The following is a 23,279-nucleotide window of genomic DNA, read 5'->3' on the forward strand; positions in this document are numbered from 1 at the left end:
AGGTGGTCGGCCAGACCCATCGACCCGTTCGAGCTGCTGCCCGACGTGCCCGCGATCGCCGCGATCCGGTCCAGCCACACCGCGGTCGAGATGTTCGACACCCGGCTGCCACCCGACACCGACGCCGCCTTCGCGCTCCACTCCGGGTTCACGTAACCACGCGCCCCCACGTACGGGTTGTCGACCTTCACACCGGGCACGGTCGGGCTCGGCGACGCGCTCGGGCTGCTGCTCGGGCTCGCGCTCGGGCTGGCCGACGCGCTCGGGCTGGCACTCGGGCTCGCGCTGGCGCTCGGCGACGCGCTCGGGCTGGTGGGCGCGCTGGGGCTCGCGGTCGGGGTGACCCCGCCGACGGTGCACGCGACGTTGTTCAGGGTGAACGCGGTCGGCTTCGGGTTGCTGCCGGTCCAGCGGCCGTTGAAGCCGATACTGGTCGAAGCGCCCGTGCCGAGGCTGCCGTTCCAGGACAGGTTGGTCGCGGTGACGTTCGCGCCGGAGGCGGTCCAGTTCGCCGACCAGCCCTGGGTGAACGTCTGCCCGCCCGGGAAGGCGAACTTCAAGGTCCAGCTGGTGATCGCGTCACCGGTGTTCTTGACCACCACGGTGCCGGTGAAGCCGCCGGTACCGGCGCCCTCACTCCAGTCGTTCGTGGTGTACGTGATGTCGCAGCCGGGGGCGGCGTGCGCCATGGTCGCGGGAATCGTGACGAGGCCGGCGAACACCAGGGTGCTCGCACCGGTCAGCGCGACGACTTTGCGCCTTCCGGTGAGCCGGATCGGGAATTTCATACCATCTCCTTGGGCGGTGACCGTGGCCCGATCAGGGCACGGTGTAGACCCGCGGTCACGGCCCGAGAGGTCGGCCGCGCTGAGGGTCGCAGGTGGTACGTACGCCCGGCCCGGCCAGGCGCGATGTGATCGACCGGATCGCTCCGGTGGCACCTCCGCCGTCCCGGTGAACCGGGTGCCCTCGGCGGCGAAAAGATCGCGTGGGCGCGCTCCCATACGCGAACGGGCTTATGTTTGCACAGTCGTAACGCGCACACAACACTTCGATCATTTTATTTGGAAGCGCTCCCAGGCAACCTGGTGGGACGCCTGCCCAGAACGGACACGCGGCACTGCGGGCACGAGAGAGCCCCTTCCGGACGGGACGCGACCCGCTCCGGACAGATACCCCACGACTGCGCAGCGGGCGATCCGGTAGCCTGAGCGATCGAGGGCTGCTAGCTCAATGGCAGAGCTGCGGACTTTTAATCCGTAGGTTCAGGGTTCGAGTCCCTGGCGGCCCACTTCACAGCACACTTCGGTGGCTGCCCAGAAACACGGCGACCAGCACGCCTGCCCGCGACGGACCGCTCAGGGCAGGCGACCCGTCGCCCGGACTGCCGTCAGGACGGCATTCATGCCGTGGCCTCGCACGGCCTCCTTGACCATGCGGAATCCGGCGCCGTATACGGGATCAGGATCACGTTCGATGCCGGTGCGCAGTGCCTCGGCCGGGCGACCAGGATGGTCGCGTAACCAGCGGTGGGCGACGATCTGGCACAACCCTTCCTCGACCCGGGGGTCGCACTGAGGAAACCGGTTCTGTTTCAGCCAGGCGTGCATGACCTCGTGGGCGACGGTCGCACCGAACCCGACCTCCGGCAGCCCCGCCACCACCAGGATGTCTGTCACCTGGTGCCCGCGCATCCTGGTCAGGCCGCTGACCCGTCCGGGTTCACCGGCGCTCTCGGCCTGCATGCGGGCGCCATCCACCAGTTGAACGTGCACCGGCTGGGGCAGGACGATGCCCATCGCCCGCAACCCGGCACGCACCTTCGGAATCAACGCTCGTAGCTGGTCCTGCGTGTCGACGGTGCTCGTCGCGCAGCCGGCGCACAACCTGCCCCGGCCGTCGAACGGCGCGCCACACGAATGGCATTGGGGCAGGTCCTGATGGGCAGGACAGAACACACCACCGGCAGTCGTCGTCAGCGCGCCGAACAACAACAGGTCTCCGCAGAGATCACAACGACGGCCTGGCCACAGCATCGCCACCCCCGGCATCTCCTGAGAGCTCAGCCCTGCGGCGTCCGGTCTCTCGCCGGCCACCAGCGGCGTACCGCGTCCAGCACAGGAATATCCGGCAGCCGACGGTGGTCGGCCTCGACGCGTGGCGGCTCGACCTGCGTCGGCCCGTACACGTAGAGGGCTGTCGACTCCCGGCCGACGAGGGCTGGCACATCGCCGTCGCCGGGCATGAGGTGGAAGCCGAACGGCGAGGGCGCGATGACCGGAAGCTCGCTGAACGGCAGGTCGCCGTCGTGGGCTCGGGTCGGACCCAGTTCCACCCAGGTGGCGCGGGCGTACCGCAGGAGCAGGTCCCAATCGCCTCCCTCGGTGCCGGCATCGGCCAGCGGCATGCCGGACAGGAAGATGAAGTGCAGGCTCATCACCTGGACGCTTCGCGCCGCGAAGGCGTGTGCGGTGCGCTGGGCGGCACCGATCAGCCCTTCGACGGTCCTCGCGTGCTCGTAGATCTCGGCGGCCGGTCGGGGCAGATCGCTCTCCGTCAGCTCGCCGGCCTGGTGGATTACGCCGTGCTTGCGCAGCGGGGAGGCGGCGGTGAACACCTCCAGTGCCACCCGCATCGGGCGGCCGGACGAGGCGTCACCCACGACCGTGCCCAGCAACCGGTCGAGGCCGAGCGCGATCCGCCGGTACTCCCGGCTCGTCTTCCCTCTGCTGGACACCTCGTCCGGCACCATCACCAGATAGGCCAGCGACACCGCGTCGGTGATCTCCGCGATCCGGTCCAGCGTCTCGGCGTCGGTGCGTGCCTGTTCTCCTCGAAGGCGCTGTAGCGGAGAGCGGCCGTCGACCACGACGATCTCCTCGCTGCGGTGGAAGACCGGAGGTCGGGCGGGCCGCGTGGGCGCGTCCGCGCCCTGGTTCCGCGGGCTTGGCCGCGCCTGCGCGGTCGGAGTACGGGTCTGCGCCCCTGCCACGGTGGCCGGCTGAGCGGCGGTCGGGCTGGGGCGGGGTGACGCCACCGCCGGCTGATCGGCTGTCGGAGCCGGCCGCGGTGAGGTTTCCGCGGGCTGGGACGGCATCGCGGCTGGGCGGGACGGCACCGGCCCGGCGTCCGGTGGGGAGATCTGCACGAACGCGGCGGTCGGCACCGGGGCGGTGGGAGGGTCGGCGAGCTTGCCTCCGGCAAGGGCGACCGACCCCTGCCGCGCAAGTTCCATGGCCGCCGCCAGGAACGTGCGTTCCTGGATCGCTATCTCCGGATGCTGCTCGAAGGCAGACATGATCTTGTTGGTGATGCCCAGCATCGCGCTCACCGTCACGGCCCCGACGCTGCGGTGCCGCGGGTCCACCTCAAGCCGGCAGCCGTAGAAGCGCACATTCAGTTGTTCGAGCGACTGCCATTCCTGAAGCTCGTTGCCGAGCCGTCGGACGGCCGAGGTGTCCTCTCCGAGCAGCACGATGGTGAGCACGACCCGTGGCGCGAGGAACCGTCCTCCTGGCATGGCGCTGTCGAGCAGCGATGACAGGAGGGCGCGGCTCCAGTCGCCGCGTTCCTCGAAGCCGTCCGGTCCGGGTCCGCGGGCGACGGAGACCAGGTCGAAGAGAGCCGGGTCCCGCTCGATCCGATCCCGCACCGCGCGCTCCACCTCGCCCGGCGGCACCGGCGACGCGGCCACCGGCACGATCAGCAGCAGAAAGCTGGTCCAGTCGTCGTCGCCCCAGTGGGGTAGGAGATCAGGGGCGCTCATGGTGTGGCGTCTCCGCTCGGCGCGACGTGCTTGCCGCGCGAGCCGCTCCCGTCCGGCGGCAGGTTGTACGGGCCTGGCTGCTGGGGTGCGGTCCTCGGGTACCACGGCTGGTTGATCAGGCCCGAGCCCGAGTGCCTGCCCCCGCCCGAGGGCCCGCCGGTGGGAACACCGCCGGACTGGCCGCCGTTCGGGCAGACGTGTCCGCTGACCCGAGGCTGGCCGCATTGCAGGCAGGCCTGCGGCAGCTCCATGGTCGGGGCCTCCTGTATGTACGCGATGGCCGCCTGCCGGGTCTGGTGACTCCACCTCTCCACCGCGCCCATGGCCAGATCGGTCACCACCTCCTCCACTTTCGCGGTGACCTTGACGGCGACCCTGCGCTCGCTCTCGATCGCCAGCTTGTCCAATTCCTCCTGCTTGACGTGCTGCCGGGCGGTGCGGGCCGCGGCGAGCTTGAGGATGCGTTCGTCGTCGAATTTGTCCGCCCGCTCGTAGAGCGTCGTGGGGCCGAGCAGGGTGAGCGTCTTGATGGCGACCGGTAGGAGCTCGATCATGAACAGCAGAGCTGCTACCAGGAGGTGTGCCCACCTCGCCAGCCCGTCCGAGTCACCGAGGTGGCCGAGCGCCACGAGCTGCGCGAGCAGGCCGTCCTGGCGCTGCTGCTGCGCGCTGTTGTTGAGATTCTGCAGCTGCTGCCGAAGGTCGTCCCGCTGGGGCGTCAGCATCCTCAGCTGAGCCTCTGCCTCCGTCTTGGCCTTCTCCAATGCCTCCTGGGCACCGGCGGCGTTCTGCTCCTGTGCCTTGAGCAGAGCCTGCTGCTTGGCGTCGACGAGCGCCTTCGCCTCTTTGGCCTCCGCCATGCGGCTGCGGTATTCCTTCTCCAGTGCTCGGGCCAGCGGGCCGTTGCCACGGCGCTTGGTGGCGCCCTCACACCCGACCCCGTAGAGCTCGCACTGCCACTTGCGATAGGCGGTCTCCTGGGCGAGCTGCTTGGTCTTGTAGTCCGCCTCCGCCGCCGTGTGTTCCTGCTGGGCCTGGGCAAGTCCAGGGCTGGTGTAGGGGACGTCGCCGGCACGGATGTCCTCCTGCTTCTTGACCTCCGCCTCCTTCAGCTCGAGCAGGTGCTTCAGGTCGCCGTTCGCCAGCTCCTTCGCGGCGGCGTTGGCGGTGGCGATCTGATCGCGGGTCATCTGCTCCTGGATCTCATCGGCGAAGATCCGCAGCGTGAGCGGCGTGGAGATCACCAAGCCGAGAAGCGCGGCCATGACGACTCGGGGCAGCACCATCCAGAAGGTGCGCCACTTGCCGCCCTTGGGCTTGAGGCTCAGGATCAGCGCACGGTCGATGACGAGGATGACACCGCCCCAGAACAGCCCGATCGGAATGGCGGCCGCCACATGCACCCGCAGCCCGTCGGTCATCGCGAACGCCATGGACGCCACGGCGATGCCGGAGGTCGCCAGCAGCACGAGTGCCAGCGCGAAATACTCTCTTCTCGCCTTAGGCGCAAGATCCAGCACGTTGGGGTCAGCGCCGCCGAGCCGAGCGAGATGGGTGCCGACTGCGTGTCGGTCGGGAATCTGCATCTTTCCTGTCCTTAACGAAGGGGCACCAGGTTCAAGGGCCGGGTCGGTTGAGGCGGGACATCACGTCACTGACGGCTCCGCCGATGATCTCGTTTGCGGTACGGTGCACGTTCTCGATCGCCTTCGCCGGGTTGCCCGGCGCGCCTGCCGCTGTGGCCAGACCGAGGTCGATCGTCAGGGCCGGATACTCGAGCGCCGGTGCGGCGACCTCGATCCCGAGATCGGGGGTGCTGATCATCGGATACGGCTGGAGGGTCGCCAGGACACCGGCGTCCATCGCGGGGATGTCCGGCACCGGAGCCCGCAGGATGCCCCGCAGCTGCCCGGTGATGTCCAGAGCGGGCAGCTCGTAGTAGTCGAAGACGCCGGCCCGGACTCGCGTGGGGCCGTGCCGGTTCCACACCTCGACGTCGATGGGTCCGGCGGCTGGGGGATCTATCGCGAACCCGTCGGCATGCACCGCCGGGTCGATCCCGTCGACGACGAAGCCGTTGGTGCCGTAGATGCGCACCTCGGTCCCGTGCTGCTGCCGCCAGCGCACGAACAGCTGCGAACCGCGCAGCACTACGCGGTGGCTGAGCTCGGCCGACAGTATCTCCGGTAGCTGGATCATGCTGCGGAGCCGCCGGACCAGGTACGCCCGGATCTCGTGCGCCTGCGGCCGGCTTGTCCGGTCGCGGCCCACCGCCCGCTGCAGCAGCCCGACGCCCTCCGCGTCGAGCAGCCCCGGGGCCGTCTTCGCCGGGTCGGTCGCCTGCGTCGCACCAGGACCGGGTGAGAGCATCTTGACGATGCAAAGGCCGAGTTTGTAGACGTCGGTCTCCTGGTCCTGCAGCTTCTGCAGGCCGGCGGTGATCTCGGGCGGCTTGAACCCGAGACCGTGCAGTTGCACGCGTTGCTGGTTGCCGAGCTCGGCGATGCCGTCGCAGTCCATGAGCAGCACCCGGGCCAACGGCCTGGTGGCGGCGACGGCATTCTTCAGATGCAGGTCCCCGAACACCAGTCGGTGGCGGTGCACGACCTCGATCGCGAACGCCAGCCGCATCGCGACCGCCAGCCGCATGACCTCGTCGCCGGTCACCGCCGGGTCGATGCCCATCCTCGTGAAGTAGTTCGCCGACACGCACAGGAATCCGAGTTCGAAAAGCTGGCGGTCGGGGGGTCTGGCGGCCACGAAGAACTCGTCGGCGATCAGCTCGATGACCACCCCGACGTCCTTGCCCTTCTCCAGGACCATCGCCAGCGGCCAGACCGCCACCTCGTCGATCTCGGCACGCTCGTCGCGGGACAGGTTCTCGCGAAACTCGACCATCGCCCGCATCTGGGCAAGCGCGCTGTCCCGGTCGGCGCCGTCAGCCAGCTTGACCCGCTTGAACACGAGCTTCCTGCCAGGCAGGGCGGGGATCGGCTGCGGAATGTGGAACAGCTCACCGACGGCACCGCTGGCGAACGGCGGCGCACCGGCGGCGATACCCAGGTCGCGCCAGTCGAGATCGGCGGTCACTCGAACCAGACCCCCACCGCGGTACGGTCGTCGAGGTTGCCTTTGCGGGCGAAACCCACCTGCCCGGCGAAGGTGAACACGTCCGGTGGCGTCGCCCACCAATCGGCGAGCGTGTCCTGAACCTGTCGCGCATGCCGGAGCGGTTCGCCGATTCCGTCCGTGAACAGGAACAACGCTCCACCGGTCAGCTCCGTATCGACCACGGTCAGCTGGGGCTCCGCGTGCGGCAACGCTCGCACCTTCGTCGTGTGCAACCCGCTCCCGTCCTCGACCGCTTCCGCACCGGCCACCGGCGTCCAGTGCCCCTCGTCGAGGAGCCAGACCGTGCTGTCGTCGGTCCAGGCGACCGAGGCCGTCCATCGGGTGCCGTCCCGACGGACGGCCGCGGCGGCGAAGGTCGTGGCCATGCGAAGGTCCTCCGGCGCCCGGCCGAACCTGACCCGCTCGCCGGCACCCGCGGCGTAGTCGGTGAGCCTCTTGTTGACCTCGTCGACCGCAGGCCGCCACGTGCCGTGTTCCAGGTAGGCACGCGGCGCGTCAGCCGCCACGAACGCAGCCGCTTCTTGCGACAGCTCGAACTGGCCGACACCGTCGCAAACGACGATCAGCAAGGTCTGCGTGTCGTCGTCATAGGTGACCGAGAAGCGATCCTGGCGTGGCTTGCGGTTGCGGCGGTGCATGAGCCCGCGCACGCTGGCGGCCCGGATCTGCGCGCCTGGCACCTCGGCCTCGGTGATTTCATGATCGGCCGATTCCGGGTAGTGAGTGGGCAGCCGAGGTCCGAGCTCGGTGGCCGCCCGGCCCGGTTCCCCGATGGCGATGACGCTGATCTCAGACAAAGCTGCCCACCATTCCGGAGACCGCCTGCGGCTGCGGCATGGCGACGACAGGCGCACCCGCCTGCGCGCTGTGCCCCGACTGGAGGATCGACTGCGCCAGCACACCGACCATGGAGGTCAGCAGTTCGGTGATCTTCGCGCTCTGCTTGGCGATGAAGTACCGGCCGCGCTTGTTCTGCTCGCCGAAGTTGGGGTAGGCGACCGTCTGCAGGGTGGCCGCCGTCGCGTCACGGAACCCGAACGCGCACACGTACGGGTACGCCTCGTTGTGCTCCTTGGTGATCAGCGACGTGAAGTCCTTGAGGTAGTTCTTGTTGTTGGGCTCACCGTCGGTGAGGAAGTAGACGCACGGCCGGTAGACCCGCTTGCCCTCGCCCTTGAGCCGGGCACGGTCGGCCTGAAACTTCTGGTGGAACTCACGCAGCGCCGGGCCGTACTCGGTGCCGCCGCTGGCCGTCAGTTGAGGCAGGGTGATGTTCTCCGGGGCGGCGAGCGGTACGACCGTCTGCGCGGTGTGGTTGAACGTGATGATGCTCAGCATCACGAGGTCGTTGATGATCGGTTCGCTGAGCAGCGCCTGGTGCAGCTCACTGATGCCGTTGTTCAGGTCGCGCATGTCGGGCACCATCGAGCCGGAGACATCGCAGAGCAGGTAGAAGGGCATGATGACCTGACCCTCGGTGTCCATCATCCGCTCACCCATGTGATCGCTCACTTGCTTCCCCAATCCATGTCGCTGTGCGTTTCCGTTCCGGTGATTGCTGCCGGGCCGGTGAGCGCTCGGGCGCGCCGGCTCGTATGTCGGGTTCGGCGACGTCGCCGGACCCGACGGTCAGGCCTGGTTCGGGCCGCCGACCATGCCGGGGACGGCCGTCGGGAGTGTCACTTCCGGCACACCGCTCATCGCGCTCTGCGCCGACTGGAGGATCGAGTTGCCGATCACCTCGACCAGCGACGCCAGGGTCTCCCGGACGGAGTGGCCCTGCCCGGCCAGGAACCAGCGGCCGCGCTTGTGCGGCCCGCCGGCGTCGGCATGCGCCAGGCCGCGCACGGTCGCCTCGGTCGCGTCCCGGAAGCCGAAGACGCACAGGTAGGGGTAGGCCGGGTTGTTCCTGCTGGTGAGCAGGGATTCGTAGGTCTGGAGGTAGTTGTGATCCGTGGGCTCGCCGTCGGTCAGGAAGTAGACGCACGGCCGGTAGACCCGGTGCCCCACGGCCTTGAGCCGCGCTCGGTCGGCGTCGAAGACCCGCCTGAACTCCTGGAAGGCCGCGCTGTAGTTGGTGAGACCGGCAGCCGCCGGCAGCTGCGGTAGCACGATGTCCTCCGGCGCCGCGAGCGGCACCAGGGTGCGAGCGCTGTCGTTGAACGTGATCACGCTCATCATCACGAGGTCGTTGATGAGCGGTTCTGCGAGCAGGCCCCGATGCAGCTCGTCCAGTCCCTTCGCCAGCTGGTCCAGGTCACCGGCCATCGAACCGGACACGTCGCACAGGACGTAGAAGGGCATGATGACCTGCCCTTCGGCATCCCCGCCAAGCCGGGCAGGCGGTGCGGCGACGACGGGGTCCACCTCGGTGCTCTGCGTCGCTCGCAGCACGTACGGCACCTGCGCACCTCGCGTATCGACCCCGGTCACCTCGGCTGACCAGGTCCCCGGCTCGTATGCCTGCAGGCCCACACGTACCGGGCTGTGCGACGAGACGTGGCCGGCCACGGTGCCGTCCGGCGACCGCAGTGTCAGGCCCAGCGTCGCGGACGACTCCCACTGCAGGACGCAGGTCGTCGCCGCGGCTTTGTCCACGTCGAAGGCGTAGGCCGGCGACGTGACGCCCTGCCCGACCGCCGCGATCTCCCGGCGGCCGGTGGTCAGCAGCCGGTATTCGATGTCGCGGCTGCCCTTGGCCAGCCAGAACGCGATGTTGGAGAGGTAGCGTCCGAGCCCCGCGCTGCGGTGCAGGCGGTCGGGGTAGAGCTTGGTGAAGCCGCTGTCCAGCACGATGCGTTGCCCGTCGTGCTCGTAGCAGCCCATGCAGAATTGCCCGTCATGGCTCTGACCGAGCAGCGCGACAGTGCCTGGAGCTGCCTCGATGGTGCAGATGGTGATCCCCTCGTAGAGGTTGTTCACACCCTGGGTCAACTGATGCTCGATGAAGTGGCCCCGGCTGCGCTCCGCACCAGGCACCATGACCCGGTCGGCCTGCTTGTTGCCCGAGAACCGGCATCCGATCAGCGCCTGCGCGAGCAGGTTCGCGTCGGCGTAGAAGGGTTCGTTGTCGGCCCAGATCGCCAGCCCGTTGCCCCGGCGCACATAATCCGCCACCAGCTGTACCTGCTGGGTGCTGAGGGTGGACCGGTCGCCGGAGAGATACCACAGCTGGGTGTAGCCCGCCAGCAGCCCGGCGGTGAGGTCGCTCGGGCCCGTCGCCGGTCCGAAATGCATGTCCAGCTGCAGGCCCCGCTCGGCCATCATCCGCTTCAGCTCGGCCATGGCGACCGGGCCGTCGGGGATGTGGCAGGTGTAGAAGAGGATCCGCTCGCCACGGATGCGGTCCTCGTCGCCGCCGCCCAGGTCGTACGCTCTGCTCTCCGGGTTGCCGAACTCGTCGAATCCGTCTGATCTGTGCATCATCGCTCCGCCCTGTCTAAACACCGGTCCGGGAACTAGTCGAAGGTCACGAGGAACGGATGCGGTGACGATCCTCTGATGTGGATGATCCCGCCGTACTGGCCCACCGGAGGCTGCATGATCTCCTGCACCCCGAGCATCGGTTTGGCCTGGTGGGAGAGCGTCGGACTCCAGGCCCCGCGCGCGTCCATGGCGTTGGAGACCGTGGCGGCCTGCACGTCGCCCAGCCGCTTCGCGACGAAGGCCGCTGTCGCGGCGGACGCGCCGCGCAAGGCGATGAGAGTGTCCGCGTTGGCGAGCATGCGCTCCTGATCGACCTCGCCGCCGAACTGGGTGACGTCCTGCACTCCGACACATGCGGCGACGCCGGCACCGCGCATGAAGTCCAGCACCTCGTCGAGCTTGATCCGGTGGGCGTACTTGGGCGCCTCGTCGAGGATCCACAGCATGCGCGGGCCGGCGCTGCTACCGAAGTTCTCCATGCAGCGCAGCTTGAGCAGGTTGAGCATCAACGCAGCCGCGGCCATCGTCCGCTCGCCGCCGCTGACCCGCGCGCCCACCTTGATGATCGCTCCGCTGTCGATGGCTTGGCGCAACGTGAACGCGCGCGGAGCCGAGCCGTCGAGCATGGTGGCCAGACCGGGCTCGGCCAGCCACGAGAGCCGGTTGGCCAGGGCCCAGGTCGCCTTACTGAAGTCAGCCGGCGGGAAGTTCATGAGGTCGATGACGTCGATCGCGGCGGACGGATCCTGCCGCGCCAGGGTGGCCAGCGCCTGCTGGTTGACCACCAACATGTAGAGATCCCGCGGGTGCGGCTGGGGACCTCGTGTCCTGACGAGCAGATAGACCAGGCCACGCAGCCACCGGTGGTCGCGTTCGGCGAACTCCGCGTGCGGTCTCGCCGGATCGACCTCGCCCAGGAAGGCCAGAGCAACCTGGGCCGCGTCGTTCTGGTCGTGCACCTCCGCCAGCGGGTTCCACGGATGCGAGTTCGCCGGGTCGGCGATGTCCCAGCGCACCACGTTGTGCCGGCGGTTGATGCCGTATCGCGCGCGGTAGGCCACGAGCTCCTGGAGGAAGTCGCCCTTGGTGTCCACCACCACGCAGCCGAGCCCCGCCTCCGCCGCACCCACGGTCAGTGGAACAAGCACGTTCGTCGTCTTCCCGCTACCGGCGGAGCCCACCACGACGAGGTGTCGGCGCACCTCCTCCCATCCCAGATAGATGGGGAACGCCCCGTGGTCGTCCTGCGGATGCTTCACCCGGCCCATCGGAAACGGTCCGGCGCTGAGCGGCTTGACGTCGTCGGGCACCAGCACCTCGCGGTAGTCGCGGAAGGTGCCGACCGTCCCTGACGGGGGCCCGTCGCCCGGAGCGAGGATCCCGGTCTGCATGGCCCGGCGACCGGGGCGCACGGCGGCAGCGTTGCGGCGCCGCGCCCAGCCCTCGGCCATCATGTTGCCGGCCGACACCGCCGCACCCGTCATCGACGTGGACGCACGCCACAGCGTGCCGACCCAACCCATCAGCGCTCCGGCCGCGAATCATGAAAGCGTTGCTCGACCTGCTCTGGCCGGGGCACCGGGCGGGTGAAATCGAACTGGCGGTCCTCGTCCAGCTTCTTCTTGTGGTCAGCCAGATCCCGCTCTTCCTGCGTGACAAGCGGCCGGCCGGAAGGCAGGGTCGGCGTGGGGAACAGGTGAGGCAGCTCGCCCTGCACAGTGGCCAGCGCTTCGGCCGAGACGATGACCGCGGTGACAATGCCGTCCCTGATCGGGTGCCGTGCGGGGTCATTCGAGGACATGACCGCCACTTCCTTTCCGCAGTCGGCTCGTTTTCTCGATAGGCGATCGGCGCCAAGCGAAACGACGAGCGTAATTACTTCATGTGGCGAGAACGGTCACAAGACACTGAGCAGTCACACGTGACCGGGCCGGTCGCCCGCCAACATTGACCGAACGACGACATCGCGCGGCCGACGGCCGAACACGAATCGGTGTCCCGAGTAACCCGATCGGGTAAATGAACAACACCGCATCGCAGGTACGACGGGGACCATGGGTCATGCAGGCGCGCCTTATTCATTCACGTGACGCAGCCGGCGTCATGCGGCGTGAAGGCGCGGAAAGTGAGGGTGCCGGGCACCGGCGTCCCGGCCAGGCGGCACCATCACGCGGGGCCGGGTAAAGCGCGTGGGACAGGCGCAAAGCCCACCCGAAAGCTATTCCGACGGCCCCGAAGCGAATGGCAAAATGGCCCCGCAGGCCCTTAACAACCATCTTGCGGGCCGCATACGCCCAGCCTGGATACGCTGCCGAACAGGTGCCCGAAGGCTATGCGCGGCGTAATTCCCGGAGCTTCAGAAGGCGTACGCCGTCACATCCGCGACAACCACCGTCACGTTGTCCGGCGCGCCCGCCGCGAGCGCCAGCTTGATCAGCCGGTCGGCGATCGCCTCCGCGTCGGTGTACCCCCGCAGCGCCTCGGCCAGAGCCTCGTCCGTGACGATGTCGGACAGCCCGTCGCTGCACAACAGCAGCCGGTCCCCGATCTCCAGGGTCAGCGTCGTGACCGTCGGCGTGAACTCCCGCCCCTGCACCGCCTGCGTGATGATCGACCGGTGCGGGTGGTGCCGCACCTCCTCGGGGGCGAGCAGCCCGCGCTCGACCATCGCCTGGACCAGCGTGTCGTCCACGGTGAGCTGGCGGAGCCGGCCGCCGCGCACCAGGTAGGCCCGGGAGTCGCCGACGTGCAGCAGCGTGGCGTCGTCCGGGCCGAGCAGCACCGCGGTGAGCGTCGTGCCCATGCCGTCGATCGCGGGTTCGGCCTCGATGGCCTCGCGGATGCGGCGGTTGGCCACGGCGAGTTCCGCCAGGAGCACGTCCGCCCCGTGCCGGTCGTCCTGCTCCAGGGGGGCCAGGGTCTCGATGACGATCCGGCTGGCCACCTCTCCTGATGGGGAGCCGCCGACGCCGTCGGCGACCGCCACGAAACGCCTGCCCGCGAACGCCGAGTCCTCGTTGTTCTCACGGACGAGTCCGGCATCGGTGCGGGCGACGGCGTGCAGGCTCAGGGTCATGGTGCATAGCCTGCCTACTGAGACGCGGTTTGTCTTTAAGCAGTAGTACTTATCCCGGCGGGCGTCGAACCGCCGGATGCCCACCGGACGTTGGTCGTGACCGGTCACAGCCATGCTGAGCTGCGCTTTTAGCGACAGAACGGGACGGCGGACCGACCGCTGCCGACTTCGTTCTGTCCGGACCCGGCTGCCGCGGCGTGTCCGAGACCACTCGGCGCGGAGCCGGGGCGGCCGCTCGACACGGCCACCACACCGTTGCGGAGCGACCCGGCGGAGCGACACCGCCCCGCATCGTCACGGCACCTCGCACCGACCCGAGCGCATGCAGGTCAGCCGAAGTGCGCGTGACGTTGGTACGTATGGTGAAGCGATGACGCCGGTGCCGATGGTGGGACGCGCGGCCGAGCTGGCGGAGCTCGTCCGGCGCTGGTCGCACGTCAGGAGCGGCGGGATCACTCCGGCGGCGGTGGTCTCGATCACCGGTGAAGCAGGTGTCGGCAAGTCTCGACTGGTCACGAGCGTGCTCGCGGCGTTGGCCCCGGAGCCGGCGGCGGTCCTGTACGGCGTCGCCCGGGTGCACACCCCGGCCCCGTACGACTGGCTGGCGGCCGTATTGAGCGGCCGGGACACCCAGGATCTGCCGGTACCCGCCGACGGCCTGGCGTGGCTGGCGCAGGACCCGCATGCGCCGAAGGAGCGGTACGCACCCGGTGCGCTGCTGCGGCTCGCGGTGCGTACGGTGCGGGCGCTGGTCGGCGCGGGCCCGGCGGTGTTGGTGGTGGAGGATCTGCACGCGCTGGACCCGGCGAGCCTCAATCTCGTCGGCGAGCTGGCCGCCGCGCCCGACCTGCCGGCGCTGATCCTGGTGACGAGCCGCCCGCCGGACGCGGCGGACTCGCCGGAGCTGGTGGCGCGGACGCTCGCCCGGCTGTCCGGCGCGCCGGGGGCGGTGCGCCAGCATCTGGGCCCGCTGGGTCCCGCCGACGTCGCGGAGATCGTCAGGCAGGTGCACGGCGTGATCCCCGAGCACCTGGCCGGGGCGGTCTGCGAGCGGACCGGCGGCAACCCGTACTGGCTGGTCGAGCTGCTCGCGGCGACGGCCGGACGGGGACCGCAGGCGTTGCTCGACGAGCCGCTGCCGGGCCACCTGCGGCCGGGTGCCGCATCGGCCGAGCGGGCCTGCTTCGAGCAGTCCGCCGAGCTGACGGCGCGGGAACGGGAGGTGCTCAGCTGCCTGGCCGCCGGCATGTCGAACAAGCAGATGGCGCGCACGCTGGACATCTCGATCCGGACCGTCGGGGTGCACGTGTCGAACCTGCTGCGCAAGACGGGCTCCGCGTCGCGGACCGAGGCCGCGTTGTGGGCGGTGCGCCGGGGCTGACCGGTCCCGCGGCGATGCGCGGCACCGGCCGGGACGCGAGACGTCTGGCTTACGCGATTTGCACCATTCCCTTCGCTAAGCTGACGACGCGCCCGTGCCGTCTACCCAGGGGGACCAGTGCAGCTCACGTTCATCCGCAAGACAGTGCTGTCCGGGGACACCAACTGCCCGTCGCTGTACCGCACCGACCGAGACACGTTCGTGGTCCAGGGGTGGCGGGTCACCGACCCGGAGGCCCTGCGCCAACTCGACGTCCCGGCCCACGAGACCGTCGTCGAGGTCCCCTCCGACGTGCTCGCCGAGATAGCCCGCAGCCTGTAGACGTGAAGAAGGGCACCTTCTACAACGCGGAGCGTTAAGAAGGTGCCCTTCCTTTGACCGGGTCAGTCTTCGAGTTCTTCGACGAGGTCCTCGTCGGCGCGGCGGCGGCGACGGCGGCGGATGGAAGGCATCGCCATGACGAAGCCGACTTCGCGGCGGCGGCGGTAGTAGTGGCGGCGGCGCGGGCCGGCGATGGCGTACACGATCGACGTGATGACGCCGAAGACGACGTAGACACCGAGGATGACGATGCCGCCGGCCTCCTTGATGCCGAAGACGGAACCGTCGCCGAACAGCGGCAGGATCAGCATGGCCAGCACCAGCCAGGTGATCATGCCCCAGACCAGGCCGACACCGACCGCGGGGATGATCTGGCCGCGGATGAACTTGCCGACGAACGCGCCGAACAGGCCGCCGGCCGCGCCCGCGACCATCAGCACCATGACCCAGGCGGTCGAGGCCTCGACCTCGCCGACGAGCTGGGCGTACGGCTTGATGTGGCTGGTGATCTGCAGCGCGAGGGCCAGGAACAGGCCGCCGGCGACACCGCCGACCACGCCGGCGCCGGTGCGGCTGACCAGGTTCACCTGAGGGGTGTATTCACTCATGATCGAGCTCCGGAGAGGTTGAGGGATCGCGGGCGAACCCTACAACGTCCGGGCAAGCCGCACCTAACCATTGTCTCCTATGTGATCTGAGCCCGACCGCCCCGTGCGTGCCTGGCGAACAGCCATATCGGACTGGAGTTCGTTGGCACATCAAACTATTGACATGCCTGTGACGAGCGTGTGAACCTCTCCACGGGACCGGTGCGCGCAGCCGAGGGCAGTCCCGCGCAACTCATACGCACGTTCTGTCGCCGTTGCCGGCACAGGCGGTGCGGCGGTTGTCACTGCCCGGGCCCGCCCCGCCATCTGTGCGCCAGCGGCACCCGTCCCCACTGGAGTGCCACAGATGCAACCCCGTGCCCGAAGAACCCGCACCCTCGCCGGCACCCTCGCCGCCACCCTGACGGCGGGCGCGCTGGCGGTCGTCACCCAGCTCGCCGGGGGCACCCCGGCCGTCGCGGCCGCGTCCGAGCCGTACACCTGGAAGAACGTCCGTATCGACGGTGGCGGGTTCGTGCCCGGCATCATCTTCAACCAGACCGAGCAGAACCTGATCTACGCGCGCACCGACATCGGCGGCGCGTACCGCTGGAACCAGTCCACCGGCAGCTGGATCCCCCTGCTGGACTGGGCCGGCTGGGACAACTGGAACTACAACGGCGTGCTGAGCCTGGCCACCGACCCGGTGCAGACCAACAAGGTGTACGCCGCGGTGGGCATGTACCTCAACAGCTGGGACCCGAACAACGGGGCGATCCTGCGCTCCTCGGACAAGGGCGCGACCTGGGCCGCCACCACGCTGCCGTTCAAGGTCGGCGGCAACATGCCCGGCCGCGGCATGGGCGAGCGCCTGGCCATCGACCCGAACCGCAACAGCACCCTCTACTTCGGCGCGGAGGCCGGCAACGGCCTGTGGCGCAGCACCGACTCCGGCGTGACCTGGGCGAAGGTGACGAACTTCCCGAACGCCGGCAACTACGTTCAGGACCCGGCGGACACGAACAACTATCTGAACTTCAGCCAGGGCATCGGCTGGGTGGCGTTCGACAAGTCCACCGGCACCGCGGGCAACACCACGCAGACGATCTACGTCGGCGTCGCGGACCTGCAGAACACCGTGTACCGCAGCCTCAACGGCGGCACCAGCTGGGAGCGGGTCGCGGGCCAGCCGACCGGCTACCTGGCGCACCAGGGTGAGATCGCGGGCGGCTACCTGTACATCACCACCAGCGACAAGGGCGGCCCGTACGACGGCGGCCACGGCGACGTGTGGAAGATGCAGCTGTCGACCGGCACGTGGACCCAGATCAGCCCGGTCCCGTCCAGCGACACGAACAACAACTGGTTCGGCTACTCCGGGCTCTCGATCGACAAGCAGAGCCCGAACACGCTGATGGTCACCGGCTACAGCTCCTGGTACCCGGACACGTTCATCTGGCGCAGCACCGACGGCGGCGCGACCTGGCGGCAGTTCTACGACTACGCCTGGCCCAACCGGACCAACCGCTACACGCTGAACATCTCCGGCGTGCCGTGGCTGGACTTCAACGAGCAGAAGTCGGCCCCCGAGCAGTCGCCGAAGCTGGGCTGGATGACCGAGGCGCTGGAGATCGACCCGTTCAACTCCAACCGCATGCTGTTCGGCACCGGCGCGACCATCTACGGCACCACCAACATGACCGCCCTGGACACCGGCGGCACGGTCGCGCTGAGCCCGTTCATCAAGGGCCTGGAGGAGACCGCGGTGCTGGACCTGATCAGCCCGCCGACCGGCACCTCCCCGCTGATCTCCGGCGTCGGCGACATCGGCGGCTTCCGGCACACCAACCTCGACGTGGTCCCGGACATGTTCGACATGCCGTACTTCGGCAGCACGAACAGCCTCGACTACGCCGAGCTGAACCCGAGCTACGTGGTCCGGGTCGGCAAGGGCGCGCGCACCACCAACGGGCAGACCAACATCGGCGTGTCCAGCGACGGCGGCGCGAACTGGTGGTCGGGCAGTTCGCCCAGCGGCGCGCAGGGCGGCACCGTCGCGCTGAACGCCAACGGCACCCGCGTGGTCTGGAGCACCGAGGCCAACGGCGTCTTCTACGCCACCAGCTTCGGCGGCGGCTTCAGCCAGGCCAGTGGTGTGCCCGCCACGGCGAAGGTGGAGTCGGACCGGGTCAACCCGAACAAGTTCTACGCCCTGTACAACGGCACGTTCTACGTGAGCACCAACGGCGGGCAGAGCTTCACCAGCACCGCCACCGGGTTGGGCGCGACCGGCAACTTCAAGGCGATGCCGGGCGTCGAGGGCGAGCTCTGGCTGGCCGGGGAGACCGGCGTGTACCGATCGACGAACTCGGGCACGTCGTTCACCAAGTTCGCGGCGTCGGCCAGCGGCGTGGGCATCGGCTTCGGCAAGGCAGCGCCGGGGCGCACCAACATGGCGGTCTACACCATGGCCACCATCGACGGCGTACGCGGCGTGTACCGCTCCAACGACGTCGGCGCGACCTGGGTCCGCATCAACGACGCGCAGCACCAGTACGGCAACGCCGGTGACGCGATCACCGGCGACCCGCGCACGTACGGCCGCGTCTACCTGGGCACCAACGGCCGCGGCATCATCTACGGCGACGCCACGGTGACGCCGTCGAGCCCGCCGCCGAGCCCGTCGGCGTCGACCTCCGCGTCGCCGTCGGCGTCGGCCTCGCCCAGTGCGTCCGCCTCGCCGTCGCCGTCCGCGTCACCGTCGCCGAGCCCGTCCGGTCAGGGCGGCAAGGCGTGCACCGCGACGTACAAGGTGCTCAACTCGTGGCCCGGCGGGTTCACCGGAGAGCTGAAGGTGACCAGCACCGGCACGGTCGCCACGACCGGCTGGCGGGTCAACTTCACCTTCACCGCCGGACAGGTGATCTCGCAGATGTGGGGCGGCATCAAGACCCAGACCGGGTCCGCGGTGCAGGCCGTCAACGAGGGCTACAACGGCGTGCTCGCGCCCACCACCAGCACCACGGCGGGCTTCAACGCCTCCTGGAACAACAGTTCCAACCCGATCCCGTCGCCGGTGACCTGCACAGCACTGTGATCGCCCCCTGAGAACCGAGGCGTCCCTCATCCCCGAGGGACGCCTCGCTCGTGCGTGGAAAGGAAGCAGATGGACGAGGCACGGATCTCCCGCCGCAGCCTGCTGGGTGGCGCGGCGGGTGTCGGCGCGGCCGCCGGAGCGGCCCTGCTCGGCGCGCCGGCCCTGGCCGGCGGGCAGGGCTACCGCTGGGACAACGTCGAGATCGTCGGGGGCGGCTTCGTCCCCGGGATCGTGTTCAACCAGTCCGAACCCGGCCTGGTGTACGCCCGCACCGACATCGGCGGCGCGTACCGCTGGAACCGGTCCACCGGCCGCTGGGTGCCGCTGCTGGACTGGGTGGGCTGGGACAGGTGGGGCTGGTCGGGAGTGGCCAGCCTGGCCACCGACGCCCGCGACCCGGACCGGGTCTACGCGGCCGTCGGGACGTACACCAACGACTGGGACCCCAACCCGGGGGCGATCCTGCGCTCGCGCGACCGGGGCCGCACCTGGAAGGTCACCGAGCTGCCGTTCAAGCTCGGCGGCAACATGCCCGGCCGGGGCATGGGCGAGCGGCTGGCCATCGACCCGAACCGCAACGAGGTCCTCTACCTGGGCGCGCCGAGCGGGCACGGGCTGTGGCGCAGCACCGACCACGGCGAGCGCTGGGCGCAGGTGAGCGCGTTCCCGAACCCTGGCTCCTACCGGGCCGACCCGAACGACACCAGCGGCTACTCCAGCGACCTGCAGGGCGTGGTCTGGGTGGTGTTCGACCCGCGTACCGGCACCCGGCGGCGGCGCACGCAGACGATCTACGTGGGCGTGGCCGACAAGGACAACCCGCTCTACCGCTCCACCGACGGCGGGGCGACCTGGGCGGCGGTGCCGGGCGCGCCGACCGGGCACGTGCCGCACAAGGGCGTGCTCGACCACGTGGGTGGTTTCCTCTATCTGGCCACGAGCGACACCGGCGGGCCGTACGACGGCGGTTCGGGCAAGGTCTGGAAGCTCGACACCGCGACCGGCACCTGGACCGACATCACGCCGGAGAACGGGAGCTGGGGCTACTCCGGCCTCACGATCGACCGACAGCGGCCGGGCACCCTGCTGGTGGCCACGCAGATCGCCTGGTGGCCGGACGTGGTGTTCTTCCGCACCACCGACGGCGGCGCGACCTGGACCCGTTCCTGGGACTGGGGCGCCTGGCCGAACCGGATCAAGCGCTACGAGCTCGACATCACCGACGCCCCGTGGCTGACCTGGAACGCGACCCCGCCGCTGCCCGAGGAGGCGCCGAAGCTGGGCTGGATGACGGAGTCCCTGGAGATCGACCCGTTCGACTCGGACCGGCTGCTCTACGGGACCGGCGCGACGATCTACGCGACGGACAACCTGACCGACTGGGACACCGGCGGCACGGTGCACATCGCGGTGCGGGCTCGCGGGCTGGAGGAGACGGCGGTGCTCGACCTGGTCAGCCCGCCGGTCGGCGCGCACTTGATCTCGGCGGTCGGGGACGTGGGCGGCTTCGTGCACCACGACTTCGCCAACCCGGGGCTGATGTTCGCCAACCCGACCCACGGCAGCACCACCGGCCTGGACTTCGCCGGGCTGACGCCGGGCACGGTGGTGCGGGTGGGCAACCCGACGGGCGGGCAGCGCTTCGGCATCTCGTACGACGGCGGCGCGACCTGGACCCCGGCGGCGTCGCAGCCGGACGGCATCACGGCCGGCGGCCGGGTCGCGGTGAACGCCGACGGCACACACGTGCTCTGGTCGCCCGACGGCGCGGCGGTCCACCACTCCGCCGACGGCGGCACGACCTGGACCCCCAGCTCGGGCGTGCCCGCCGGGGCGCGCGTCGAGGCCGACCGGGTGGACCCGGCTCGCATGTACGCGTTCGCCGCCGGGACCTTCTATGTCAGCACCGACGGCGGGGCCGGCTTCACTGCCGCAGCGGCCGGACTGCCCGCCGAGGGTGACGTGCGCTTCCAGGCGGTGCCCGGAATCGCCGGGCACGTCTGGCTGGCGGGCGGTAAGACCGGCGGGGCGTACGGCATGTGGCGCTCCACCGACGGCGGCGGCACGTTCACACAGCTCGCGGGTGTGGACGAGGCCGACAACGTGGGCTTCGGCAAGGCGGCTCCGCGCCGCTCCTACCCTGCGGTCTTCACCAGCGCCAAGGTGCGCGGCACGCGCGGGATCTTCCGCTCGGACGACGCCGGGCGGCACTGGATCCGGCTGAACGACGACCGCCACCAGTGGGCGTGGACCGGGGCGGTCGTGATCGGCGACCCGCGGGTGCACGGGCGGGTCTACGTGGGCACCAACGGCCGCGGCATCATCGTCGGCGAACCACGCTGACCTGCATGGATGCCTCGCCGCCGCACTCGGGTCGCCGGTCGACGCAGCCGGTATCGCATCGATCCGCGTGCGGTGGCGGGGTTTTCCCGGACTTGTCAGATATCGGGCAAACGGCACACATCGCCAGCTGTTTGGCGTGTCGGTTCGGCCGAACGTGCCACCATGAATTCGTGCGAACCGTAATGGGGCCGACAAATCATGTGATTGTCGTCGGCGCAGGACTGGGCGGGCTCTCCTGCGCCCTGCACCTCGCCGGGGCCGGCCGCGAGGTGACCGTCATCGAGCGCTCCGGCAACCCCGGCGGCCAGGTCGGCGTGCTGGAGCTCGACGGGCACCGGTTCGACACCGGCCCCACGATGATCACCGCGCCGGACCTGCTGGCCGAGCCGCTGGCCGCGGTCGGCGAGCACCTGCACGACTGGATCGACCTCATCCGGCTCGACCCGGCCTACCGCGCCCACTTCCCCGACGGCACGACGCTGGACGTGCACGCCGACACGGACAAGATGGTGTCGGCGATCGCGAAGCTGTGCGGCGGCAAGGAGGCCGCGGGCTACCTGCGCTTCCTGCGCTGGGCGCGGCGGCTGCAGCAGTTCGAGCGGCGCGACCCGGCCGGGCACTGGCGCACCCTGGCCACCGAGGGGGCCCGGCGGCGGCTCACCGACTTCTTCGCCGACCCGCGTACGCAGCGGCTGTTCTCCTTCCGCAACCTGTTCACCGGCCGCGACCACCAGGCGGCGTCCTACCTGGACACGATCACCGAGGTCTGGTACCCGCGCGGCGGCATGAACACGGTCCCGCGCGCGCTGGCCGCGGCGGCCGAGAAGCACGGGGTGAACTTCCGCTACCACACCCACGTGACCTCGGTGGAGACCCGCGCGGGGCGGGCGGTGGCCGTGCACACCGCCGACGGCGAGCGGCTCACCGCCGACACCGTCGTGCTCAACCCCGACCTGCCCACGGCGTACAGCCTGCTGCCCGGTATGCCGCCCGCCCGGCTGCGCCGGCTGACCCCGTCGCCGTCATGCGTGGTGCTGCACCTGGGCACCCGCGACGACCGCGGCGGCTACCAGCGCATCGCCCACCACAACCTGCACTTCGGCCGCTCCTGGCGGCAGACCTTCGACGAGGTCGTCAACCGCGGCGAGCTGATGAGCGACCCGTCGATCCTGGTCACCAACCCGAGCCGGACCGACCCGACGGCCGCCCCGGCCGGCCGGCAGACCTACCAGGTCGTCGCGCCCGTGCCGAACCTGCGCACCGCGCCGGTGCGCTGGGACGGGCCGGTCGGCCGCCGGTACGCCGGGGAGCTGATGGCCACCCTGGAGGCGCGGGGCTACCTCGACCTCGGCGCGGACCTCGCGCTGTCCTATGTGGTGACGCCCGACGACTGGGCACGGTTGGGCATGGCCCACGGCACCCCGTTCGCCAGCGCGCACACGCTGCGGCAGACCGGTCCGATGCGACCGGGTAACCTTCACCCGACCCTGAGTAACGTCGTTTTCACCGGTTCGGGCACCCGCCCCGGCGTCGGCGTGCCCATGGTGCTGATCTCGGGCCGAGCCGCGGCCCGCCGAGTGGTCGGAGCGCGCGCATGAGGTCTCGCGAAGAGGATCTGGTCGAGCTGGTCGACGAGCACGGCGCGCCCTGCGGCAAGGCCACCGTCGCCCACGCGCACACCGCGCCCGGCATCCGCCACCGCGCCTTCTCCGTGCACCTGCTCGACTCCGCCGGCCGCCTGCTGCTGCAGCAGCGCGCGGCGGTGAAGACCCGGTTCGCGCTGCGCTGGGCCAACGCCACCTGCGGCCACCCCGGTCCGGGCGAGGACCTGGTCACCGCCGCGGCGCGCCGGCTGGCCGAGGAGATCGGCGTGCGCGGCGTCACCCTCACCGAGATCGGGGTGTACGCCTACCGCGCCGTCGACCCGTCGACCGACCGCGTCGAGGACGAGTACGACCACGTGCTGCTCGGCATCGTCGGCTCCGGCTCGGAGCCCCCGCGCCCGGACCCGGCCGAGGTCGCGGCCCTGCGCTGGGTCGCCCCCGCCGAGCTGCTCGCCGCCCTGGACGAACGGCCCGACGACTTCGCCCCCTGGCTGGCCGGGGTTACCGCGGTGGCCGTCCCCGCGCTCGGCGAGGTGTCCTGAACCG

At 70.0% G+C, this 23,279-nt stretch carries 18 protein-coding genes and 1 tRNA gene; 7 read left to right on the top strand and 12 right to left on the bottom strand.

The annotated features are described in order from the left end of the window. Window positions 1–788 (bottom strand): cellulose binding domain-containing protein (locus AB0B66_RS41680; RefSeq protein ID WP_360540829.1); only part of this gene is annotated, 788 nt, incomplete at its 3' end. A 431-nt stretch (window positions 789–1,219) separates the two neighbouring features. Here AB0B66_RS41680 and AB0B66_RS41685 point away from each other — a divergent pair. After that, a tRNA-Lys gene (locus AB0B66_RS41685) sits at window positions 1,220–1,291 on the top strand. A 67-nt stretch (window positions 1,292–1,358) separates the two neighbouring features. Here AB0B66_RS41685 and AB0B66_RS41690 read toward each other — a convergent pair. The 10 genes from AB0B66_RS41690 to AB0B66_RS41735 form a co-directional block, all read right to left on the bottom strand. Continuing rightward, window positions 1,359–2,036, bottom strand: coding sequence for a protein DA1 (locus tag AB0B66_RS41690; RefSeq protein WP_360540878.1), 678 nt, complete (start codon window positions 2,034–2,036; stop codon window positions 1,359–1,361). A 26-nt stretch (window positions 2,037–2,062) separates the two neighbouring features. Beyond that, the gene (locus tag AB0B66_RS41695; RefSeq protein ID WP_360540831.1) at window positions 2,063–3,766 is read right to left on the bottom strand and encodes a hypothetical protein; all 1,704 of its coding nucleotides are present in this window, start codon (window positions 3,764–3,766) and stop codon (window positions 2,063–2,065) included. Continuing rightward, on the bottom strand, window positions 3,763–5,352 hold the full coding sequence (locus AB0B66_RS41700; RefSeq protein ID WP_360540833.1) for a DUF4407 domain-containing protein: 1,590 nt from the start codon (window positions 5,350–5,352) through the stop codon (window positions 3,763–3,765). The genes AB0B66_RS41695 and AB0B66_RS41700 overlap by 4 nt, the downstream gene beginning before the upstream one ends. 31 nt (window positions 5,353–5,383) lie before the next feature. Next, window positions 5,384–6,856 (bottom strand): hypothetical protein, encoded by a 1,473-nt coding sequence (locus tag AB0B66_RS41705; protein WP_360540835.1) that lies wholly within the window; start codon window positions 6,854–6,856, stop codon window positions 5,384–5,386. After that, window positions 6,853–7,695, bottom strand: a complete 843-nt coding sequence (locus tag AB0B66_RS41710) for a protein phosphatase 2C domain-containing protein (protein ID WP_360540837.1) — start codon at window positions 7,693–7,695, stop codon at window positions 6,853–6,855. The genes AB0B66_RS41705 and AB0B66_RS41710 overlap by 4 nt, the downstream gene beginning before the upstream one ends. Further along, window positions 7,688–8,398 carry a VWA domain-containing protein gene (locus AB0B66_RS41715; protein WP_360540839.1) on the bottom strand — a complete coding sequence of 237 codons (711 nt, stop codon included), beginning with the start codon at window positions 8,396–8,398 and terminating at the stop codon, window positions 7,688–7,690. The genes AB0B66_RS41710 and AB0B66_RS41715 overlap by 8 nt, the downstream gene beginning before the upstream one ends. 129 nt (window positions 8,399–8,527) lie before the next feature. Next, complete coding sequence (locus tag AB0B66_RS41720; RefSeq protein WP_360540841.1) at window positions 8,528–10,324, bottom strand: VWA domain-containing protein; 1,797 nt, start codon at window positions 10,322–10,324, stop codon at window positions 8,528–8,530. A gap of 32 nt (window positions 10,325–10,356) precedes the next feature. Then, on the bottom strand, window positions 10,357–11,847 hold the full coding sequence (locus tag AB0B66_RS41725) for a type IV secretion system DNA-binding domain-containing protein (RefSeq protein ID WP_360540842.1): 1,491 nt from the start codon (window positions 11,845–11,847) through the stop codon (window positions 10,357–10,359). After that, complete coding sequence (locus AB0B66_RS41730) at window positions 11,847–12,125, bottom strand: hypothetical protein (RefSeq protein WP_360540844.1); 279 nt, start codon at window positions 12,123–12,125, stop codon at window positions 11,847–11,849. The genes AB0B66_RS41725 and AB0B66_RS41730 overlap by 1 nt, the downstream gene beginning before the upstream one ends. A 555-nt stretch (window positions 12,126–12,680) precedes the next feature. Continuing rightward, a complete protein-coding gene (locus AB0B66_RS41735) occupies window positions 12,681–13,400 on the bottom strand; it encodes a protein phosphatase 2C domain-containing protein (protein ID WP_360540846.1) in 720 nt (239 codons plus the stop codon). Between the two features lie 370 nt (window positions 13,401–13,770). Here AB0B66_RS41735 and AB0B66_RS41740 point away from each other — a divergent pair, with 370 nt between their 5' ends. Further along, window positions 13,771–14,781: an AAA family ATPase gene (locus AB0B66_RS41740; RefSeq protein WP_360540848.1), complete on the top strand. Its 1,011-nt coding sequence runs from the start codon at window positions 13,771–13,773 to the stop codon at window positions 14,779–14,781. A 117-nt stretch (window positions 14,782–14,898) separates the two neighbouring features. Then, window positions 14,899–15,102, top strand: a complete 204-nt coding sequence (locus AB0B66_RS41745) for a hypothetical protein (protein WP_360540850.1) — start codon at window positions 14,899–14,901, stop codon at window positions 15,100–15,102. Between the two features lie 62 nt (window positions 15,103–15,164). On the opposite strand, the gene AB0B66_RS41750 is transcribed toward AB0B66_RS41745, so the two are convergent. Further along, window positions 15,165–15,710 (bottom strand): hypothetical protein, encoded by a 546-nt coding sequence (locus AB0B66_RS41750; RefSeq protein ID WP_360540852.1) that lies wholly within the window; start codon window positions 15,708–15,710, stop codon window positions 15,165–15,167. Between the two features lie 346 nt (window positions 15,711–16,056). On the opposite strand from AB0B66_RS41750, the gene AB0B66_RS41755 reads away from it, so the two are divergent. The 4 genes from AB0B66_RS41755 (at window position 16,057) to idi (ending at window position 23,275) form a co-directional block, all read left to right on the top strand. Further along, window positions 16,057–18,786, top strand: a complete 2,730-nt coding sequence (locus tag AB0B66_RS41755) for a cellulose binding domain-containing protein (protein ID WP_360540854.1) — start codon at window positions 16,057–16,059, stop codon at window positions 18,784–18,786. Window positions 18,787–18,855: 69 nt separating this feature from the next. After that, a complete protein-coding gene (locus tag AB0B66_RS41760; RefSeq protein WP_360540856.1) occupies window positions 18,856–21,129 on the top strand; it encodes a xyloglucanase in 2,274 nt (757 codons plus the stop codon). A gap of 170 nt (window positions 21,130–21,299) precedes the next feature. Continuing rightward, window positions 21,300–22,727, top strand: coding sequence for a phytoene desaturase family protein (gene crtI / locus AB0B66_RS41765; RefSeq protein ID WP_360540858.1), 1,428 nt, complete (start codon window positions 21,300–21,302; stop codon window positions 22,725–22,727). After that, on the top strand, window positions 22,724–23,275 hold the full coding sequence (idi, locus tag AB0B66_RS41770; protein WP_360540860.1) for an isopentenyl-diphosphate Delta-isomerase: 552 nt from the start codon (window positions 22,724–22,726) through the stop codon (window positions 23,273–23,275). The genes crtI and idi overlap by 4 nt, the downstream gene beginning before the upstream one ends. The last annotated feature ends 4 nt before the right edge of the window (window positions 23,276–23,279 follow it).

The organism is Catellatospora sp. NPDC049111 (genome assembly GCF_040648615.1).
In the GTDB taxonomy this organism is placed as follows: domain Bacteria; phylum Actinomycetota; class Actinomycetes; order Mycobacteriales; family Micromonosporaceae; genus Catellatospora; species Catellatospora aurea.

Excerpts from the sequence above, each read along its gene's own strand:
- AB0B66_RS41690 (WP_360540878.1), bottom strand. The coding sequence starts at position 2,036 with ATGCTGTGGCCAGGCCGTCGTTGTGATCTCTGCGGAGACCTGTTGTTG.
- AB0B66_RS41695 (WP_360540831.1), bottom strand. The coding sequence starts at position 3,766 with ATGAGCGCCCCTGATCTCCTACCCCACTGGGGCGACGACGACTGGACC.
- AB0B66_RS41700 (WP_360540833.1), bottom strand. The coding sequence starts at position 5,352 with ATGCAGATTCCCGACCGACACGCAGTCGGCACCCATCTCGCTCGGCTC.
- AB0B66_RS41715 (WP_360540839.1), bottom strand. The coding sequence starts at position 8,398 with ATGGGTGAGCGGATGATGGACACCGAGGGTCAGGTCATCATGCCCTTC.
- AB0B66_RS41720 (WP_360540841.1), bottom strand. The coding sequence starts at position 10,324 with ATGATGCACAGATCAGACGGATTCGACGAGTTCGGCAACCCGGAGAGC.
- AB0B66_RS41725 (WP_360540842.1), bottom strand. The coding sequence starts at position 11,847 with ATGGGTTGGGTCGGCACGCTGTGGCGTGCGTCCACGTCGATGACGGGT.
- AB0B66_RS41730 (WP_360540844.1), bottom strand. The coding sequence starts at position 12,125 with ATGTCCTCGAATGACCCCGCACGGCACCCGATCAGGGACGGCATTGTC.
- AB0B66_RS41735 (WP_360540846.1), bottom strand. The coding sequence starts at position 13,400 with ATGACCCTGAGCCTGCACGCCGTCGCCCGCACCGATGCCGGACTCGTC.
- AB0B66_RS41740 (WP_360540848.1), top strand. The coding sequence starts at position 13,771 with ATGACGCCGGTGCCGATGGTGGGACGCGCGGCCGAGCTGGCGGAGCTC.
- AB0B66_RS41750 (WP_360540852.1), bottom strand. The coding sequence starts at position 15,710 with ATGAGTGAATACACCCCTCAGGTGAACCTGGTCAGCCGCACCGGCGCC.
- AB0B66_RS41755 (WP_360540854.1), top strand. The coding sequence starts at position 16,057 with ATGCAACCCCGTGCCCGAAGAACCCGCACCCTCGCCGGCACCCTCGCC.
- AB0B66_RS41760 (WP_360540856.1), top strand. The coding sequence starts at position 18,856 with ATGGACGAGGCACGGATCTCCCGCCGCAGCCTGCTGGGTGGCGCGGCG.
- idi (WP_360540860.1), top strand. The coding sequence starts at position 22,724 with ATGAGGTCTCGCGAAGAGGATCTGGTCGAGCTGGTCGACGAGCACGGC.